The 5,986-nt window shown below is 73.0% G+C and carries 6 protein-coding genes; 4 read left to right on the top strand and 2 right to left on the bottom strand.

The window, feature by feature from the left end; genetic code table 11:
• The 3 genes from L0B03_RS12715 to murJ all read left to right on the top strand — a co-directional run.
• Positions 1-796, top strand: a 796-nt coding sequence (locus L0B03_RS12715; protein WP_284501753.1) for a dihydrofolate reductase family protein, incomplete at its 5' end; no start/stop codon positions are given.
• Positions 797-805: 9 nt separating this feature from the next.
• Positions 806-1,291, top strand: coding sequence for a hypothetical protein (locus tag L0B03_RS12710; protein WP_250446291.1), 486 nt, complete (start codon positions 806-808; stop codon positions 1,289-1,291).
• Between the two features lie 116 nt (positions 1,292-1,407).
• Positions 1,408-3,114, top strand: coding sequence for a murein biosynthesis integral membrane protein MurJ (gene murJ, locus L0B03_RS12705; RefSeq protein ID WP_250446289.1), 1,707 nt, complete (start codon positions 1,408-1,410; stop codon positions 3,112-3,114).
• 42 nt (positions 3,115-3,156) lie between these two features.
• Here murJ and L0B03_RS12700 read toward each other — a convergent pair whose 3' ends face one another.
• The gene (locus L0B03_RS12700) at positions 3,157-4,161 is read right to left on the bottom strand and encodes a peptidoglycan bridge formation glycyltransferase FemA/FemB family protein (protein ID WP_250446287.1); all 1,005 of its coding nucleotides are present in this window, start codon (positions 4,159-4,161) and stop codon (positions 3,157-3,159) included.
• A gap of 156 nt (positions 4,162-4,317) precedes the next feature.
• Here L0B03_RS12700 and L0B03_RS12695 point away from each other — a divergent pair, with 156 nt between their 5' ends.
• Positions 4,318-5,559: a hypothetical protein gene (locus L0B03_RS12695; protein WP_250446285.1), complete on the top strand. Its 1,242-nt coding sequence runs from the start codon at positions 4,318-4,320 to the stop codon at positions 5,557-5,559.
• 90 nt (positions 5,560-5,649) lie between these two features.
• Here the strand turns inward: L0B03_RS12695 and L0B03_RS12690 are convergent.
• The coding region (locus L0B03_RS12690) for a hypothetical protein (RefSeq protein ID WP_250446283.1) at positions 5,650-5,986 on the bottom strand (337 nt) is incomplete at its 5' end.

Below are 5,986 nucleotides of genomic sequence, written 5' to 3'. Positions count from 1 at the left end.
CTCGTCAGGATCACCGGTGCCGGCGGGCTACCGCCTCCAGCCCGACCCCGCGGAGCGCGAGCTGCGGGTGCTCTACGCCACCGACGCCGAGCGCCGCCGCGAGCCGGGCGGCGCCGCTGCGGAACCCGCCCGCTCCGACCGTCCGTGGGTCCGGGCGAGCATGATCGCCACGCTCGACGGCGCGGCGACCGGCCCGGACGGACGGTCGGGCACCATCAACGGTCCGGCGGACCTCAGGGTCTTCACGGTCCTTCGCTCGCTGGCCGACGCCGTCCTGGTCGGGGCCGGGACGGTGCGCGCCGAGGGCTACACGCCGCTGCGAACCCCTGAGCCGCTGCACGCCGTGCGCCTGGCCGAGGGACGCCCGGCGCACCCGACCCTCGTCGTGGTCTCCGGGAGCGGCGACGTGCCCGCGGTCGTCCTGCACGGTGAGCCCGCCCCGTGGGTCTGCACCCTCACCACGGCACCGGGACTGCCCGCGCTGCGCCGGGTGGTGTCCCCCGAACGCCTGATCGTGCACGAGGGAGGCGTGGACCTCGCGGACGTGCTGCGACGGCTGGGGGCAGCGGGCCTGCACGACGTGCTGACCGAAGGCGGGCCGGCGCTTCTCGCCGACCTGGTCGGCGCCGGCCTCGTGGACGAGCTCTGCCTGACCACGAGCCCGGTCCTGGTCGGTGGTCCGGCCGGTCGGGTGCTGGCCGGGCCGTGGCTCGAGCCGTCGGCCATGGCCGCCCCGGCCCACCTGCTGCACGCCGACGGCGTCCTCCTCGGGCGGTGGCACCTGCCCCGCCGATAGGCTCAGCAGGTGAACGAGATCATCCTGGTCCTGACCGAGGACACCCTGACAGCGACGGACATCGAGCACATCACGGCGCTCCACCCCGGCGAAGACCGGCGGTTCCACGTCCTGGTGCCCGCCGACACCGAGCGCAACGTGCTCGTCTCCCTCGTGGACCACCTGAGCATGGGCGAGCTGCGCGAGGCGCTCGACACCGTCCTCGGCCGTGAGCCGGAGCCGGTGCGCGCGCACGCCACGGCTGAGGAGCAGCTCCAGGAGAGCCTCGCCGCCTTCGTGGCCGCGGGGGCCGAGGCCGACGGCACGGTCGTCGACGACGACCCGCTCCCGGCACTGCGCTCGGCCGTCGACCGGCACCCCGTCCGGGAGGTCGTCGTCGTGACCTTCCCGCACGCGCTCGAGGACACGTTCCACACCGACTGGGCGTCGCGCGCCCGCGACGAGCTCAGGGTGCCGGTGCTGCACCTCTACCTCGGGACGCACCGGATCGGCTGACCCCCCGGGCACACCCATCGACGCCCCCTGATCCTGCGTCAGGATCGAGCACGGATGGTCGTGGCGTGGAAGGTCGTGGCGTGGAAGGTCGCCGCGCGGGTGGCACAATCCCCTCCATGACGAGTACCCCGTCACCCGCGGCCGACGGCGTCGCCGGCTCGGCCTCCCCCGAGGGCGGGGTCGTCCCAGGCGCCAGCTCGTCCAGCCTGGGGCGCAACTCGCTCATCCTGTCGCTCGGCACGTTCGCGTCGCGGGCGACGGGCCAGGTGCGCACCATGCTGCTGGTCGGGGCGATCGGCATCACAGGCGCGGTGGCCAACGCGTTCGACATCGCGAACACGCTGCCCAACATGCTCTTCATCCTGCTCGCGGCGGGTGTGCTCCAGGCGGTGCTGATGCCGCAGATCATGCGCGCCATCACGTCCGAGAACACCCAGGAGCGCCTCGACAAGCTCCTGACGCTCGCGGTGGTCACGCTGGTCGTGGGAACAGTGGTGCTGACGCTGGCCGCGCCGCTGCTGATCCGGCTGTTCACCCTCTCCGGTCAGCTGTCGTCGCAGGAACGCGCGCTCGCGGTGGTCTTCGCGTTCTGGTGCATCCCGCAGGTGCTGTCCTACGGGCTGTTCGCGGTCCTCGGCGAGCTCCTCAACGCCCGCGGCCAGTTCGCGGCCACGGGCTGGGCCCCGATGGCCAACAACATCGTCTCCGTGCTGGGCTTCGGCGCGTTCCTCCTGGTCTGGGGCACCGCGGACGGACCGCTGAACGACGTGAGCGCGTGGACGACGACGCAGACCGTGGTGCTCGCCGGAACAGCCACGCTCGGCGTCGCCGCGCAAGCCGTCGTCCTCATGGTCGCGCTGTCCCGCGGGGGGTTCCACTGGCGGCCACGCTTCGGGTTTCGCGGCATCGGGCTGCGCTCCGCGGGGAAGGTCGTCGGCTGGACCGTCGCGGCGGTGGCCCTCGAGCAGCTCGGGCTCGTGCTGCTCAAGAACATCACCTGGAGCGCCGGCCAGTCCGCGAGCGGCAGCGAGGTCGTCGCCGGCAACGCGACCTTCACCAACGCCCTGATGATCTACCTGCTGCCGCACTCCCTGGTCGTCGTGTCGATCATCACGGCCCTCTTCCCCCGGATGAGCCTCGCGGCCGCGCGGCGCGACCTGGACGGAGTCCGGTCCGCCATGTCGACCGGCCTGCGCGCGGCGGGCATCTTCTCCGTGATCTCAGCGGCCGTGCTGATCACGATCCCGGGTCCGCTGCTCAAGACGCTGCTGCCTCCGCTGTCCCCCGAGGAGGTCGCCGTGGCCGCCCCGGTGCTCCGCGCGCTCGGCGTGGGGCTCGTGGCCCTCGGGGCGACCGTCATGGTCAAGCGGATGTACTTCGCGTTCGAGGACGGCCGGAGCATCTTCGTCATCCAGGTGGTCGCCACCACTTCGATGGTCACCACGCTGCTGATCGCCTGGCAGGTGCTCCCGGCCCGGCACTGGGCGGTGGCGGCCGCCGGCGCCTACTCCCTCTCGGCGTGGGTGTCGGTGCTCCTACGCATCCGCGGCATGCGGCGCCTGCTGCACGGCATCGACGGCCCACGCGTGCTGCGCCTGTACACCCGTGCCGTGATCGCCGCGGGGGTCTCCGCGGCCCTCGGCTGGGGCGTGGCGCGCCTGATGGGGGCTGACGACCCCCTCACCTGGGGTCACGCCCTGGCGGTGACCTCCGTCGCGGGCCTGGTGATGGTCGCGGCGTACGGCGTCCTCCTCAAGCTGCTGCGCGTGCGCGAGCTTGACGAGGTCCTGCGCCCGCTCGCTCGCCGGCTGCGTCGGCGCTGACCCGTCGCCCGGCGCCCGCCGACCTCGCGTCGCGGTTCGACCTCACCGGCGACGCAGCCGGCGGACCACCTGCTTGGCCGTCGGCAGACCGCGCTCCCACGCCGCGTGCAGCGGGCCGTTGAACGGGACGTCGATCGCGCCGACCATGAGGTTCTCGTGCTTGGCGAAGCTCCGTTTGAACTCGCTGATGCCGTCGTTGAGCAGACCGTTGAGGTCGTAGCGCTCGAGGCCTGCCTCCCGCGCGAGACGGACGGCATGCCACTTGACCGGCGCGTTGGCGCGCGCCTTGCGCCCGACCTCGTTGACGCCGCCGTACAGCTCGAACGCCGTGGTGGCCGACGCGGCACACCAGACGAAGGAGCACGGGGCGCCGTCGGCGAACGCCGCCACCACGAGCGACGCGTCGCCCAGCTCGCGGTGGACAGCCCGGTAGTAGTCGTCCTCGTGCAGGGGGAACCCGGCGTGCGCCGCCGACTCCCGGTACAGGGCGAGCACGGCCTCCAGCTCGTCGTCGGCGACGACCCGCCGGATCTCCACACCACGCCCACCCTTGCGCACGTCGGCGCGGGTCGAGCGGCCCAGGTCGGCGAGGAGCTCGTCGTCGCTGCGCGTCAGGTCGAGGATCAGCGTCGAGCGGCACAGGATCGGGGTCCGCGCCTGGCGGGCTCCGTCGACGCCGAGCTCCGTCCCGTCGGGCCAGTCCGGCTCGAACGTGACCCCGATGCCCCGGACGTGGGTGGCGCACCAGTCGGCCACGGCCTGCGTGACCTCGCGACGCGTCTCGGGCGAGCCGACACCGTCGGGTCCCACCACCGGCCCCCGGGGGACGTAGCTGAGCGCCCGGAACGGCAGGGGGAGGCGGCGCACGAGCACCTGCGCGAGGCCGATCAGCGCCCCGTCGGCGGACGCGACCCGCAGGTGGTGCACGGTCCACGGCCCGTGGCTCTTGACCTCGCCCCAGCCCCAGAGCTGCAGCGGATGACCGCCGGACCGCTGCACCTCGGCGTCCCAGGTCGCCCGGTCCCGCACGTCGGTCACGGTGGTCATGTGGTCCTTTCCTCCGTCGGGCCTGTCGCGCCGGCGAGCCTACCAACCCGATCCGGCCGGGATGTGGCAGTCCCGTGACCTCGCAGCGCCGCTAGACTGCTACGGCCTTCGCCGGTGCGCAGGCAGTTCCCGACCCCGTGAAAGGCCCCCGGACCCATGCCCACGGAAGATGACTTCGTCCCGGTGATCCTGGGGACCGGGCTCGGGGCCTACAACCTCGCCCGCTCCCTGCACGAGGCGTTCGGCGTCCGCTCCATCGCGCTCGGCCGGTACGCGCTCCGAGAGACCGCGCACTCCCGCATCGTCGAGGTGCGCGCCCGACGCGACTTCGACGACGAGCAGGTCGTCGTCGAGACGCTGCGCGAGCTCGCTGCGGAGCTAGCCACCACGCGGCCCGGCGCCGTCCTGCTGCTCCTGCCGACGATCGAGCACTACACCAACGTCCTGCTCGAGCACCGTGCAGAGGTCGACGACCGCTACCTCATCCCGCTCCCCGACGCTGCGACGGCGGCCCGGGTCATGAACAAGACGGACTTCTACGCCACGTGCGCGGCTCTGGGCGTCCCGCACCCCGAGACGCTCGTCGTCGACGCGTCGGTGCTGGACGACCCCCGCCTGGGCGAGGACCTGCCCTTCGGATACCCGGTGATCCTCAAGCCGTCGGACACCGACCAGTATCCGCGCCTGCAGTTCGAGGGCCGCCAGAAGGTCTATCTCCTCGACGACGCGGCCGCGCTGCGCGAGACGGCGCGGCGGATCTATGCCGCGGGCTACGACGGTGAGCTGATCGTGCAGGAGTACCTCGCGGGCGACGAGTCCGTGATGCGCGTGGCCAACACCTACTCCGACCGCAGCGGTCGCGTGCGGTTCCTGTCGGTCGGGCAGGTGGCGCTCACCGAGTACAACCCGGACCTGGTGGGCAACAACAACGCGATCGTGACCATCGACGACCCCGACCTCGCCCACTCCGTCCGCACCCTTCTTGACGGGATCGGGTACCACGGGGCCGCGAACGTCGACGTCATGCTGGACAGGCGGACGGGCCTCTCCAAGGTCCTCGAGGTCAACCTCCGCCCGGGGGCCACGGCGTTCTACACGATGGCCGCGGGCGGGAACCTCGCCCGCTGCGCCGCCGACGAGCTGGTGCTCGGGCGCCCTGTCGCCCCGTTCACGACGACGGTGGAGCGGCTCTGGCTGAACGTGCCGTACGCGGTCGCGCGCTGGTTCGTCCCGGCCTCGACGCGCAGCCTCCTGCGCCGCGCGTCGCGGGCGGGACGGGTCCACACGCTGCACTACCGCCCCGACCTGTCGCTGCGACGCCGTCTCGACGTCGCCCGGGTCGACCTGCGCCACACCCTCGACTACGTGAAGTTCTCCCGGCGCCGTCTGAACCACTGACCCGTCGGCGGCGCCTACCGCGTCCTGCGGGGTGCGGCAGGGGACCCGCCCGCAGCGGCCGGGTAGGGCCCGGTGGTGTGCTGGTGCGGCTCAGCCCGCCAGCGCCGCACGGACGAGGGCCGAGATGCGGACCGCCTCGGACGCCGTGACGCGCGTCGGCAAGTTCACCACGCGGTCCACGAGGTCGCGCGTCGTCGTGAGCGCGGGGTCCGCAGGGTCGTACCCGTACACCCCGGGGTCGACCACACCAGGGAACAGCACGGGCCGGTACCACCGCCCGGCGTACACCCCCTGGCGACCGAGCTCGGCGACGAGCCGCCCCGCCGTCGCGCCGTCGGCCGCGAAGAACGGGAAGCGGACCAGCGGCGCCCCGGCGCCGATCGCGCCGGGGATCTCCACCGCACCTGCGAGCTCGCCCAGGTAGGCC

Origin of the sequence: Actinotalea sp. C106 (assembly GCF_023630195.1) — a bacterium.
Classification (GTDB): domain Bacteria; phylum Actinomycetota; class Actinomycetes; order Actinomycetales; family Cellulomonadaceae; genus Actinotalea.
This window is presented reverse-complemented; position numbering and strand designations above follow the sequence as displayed.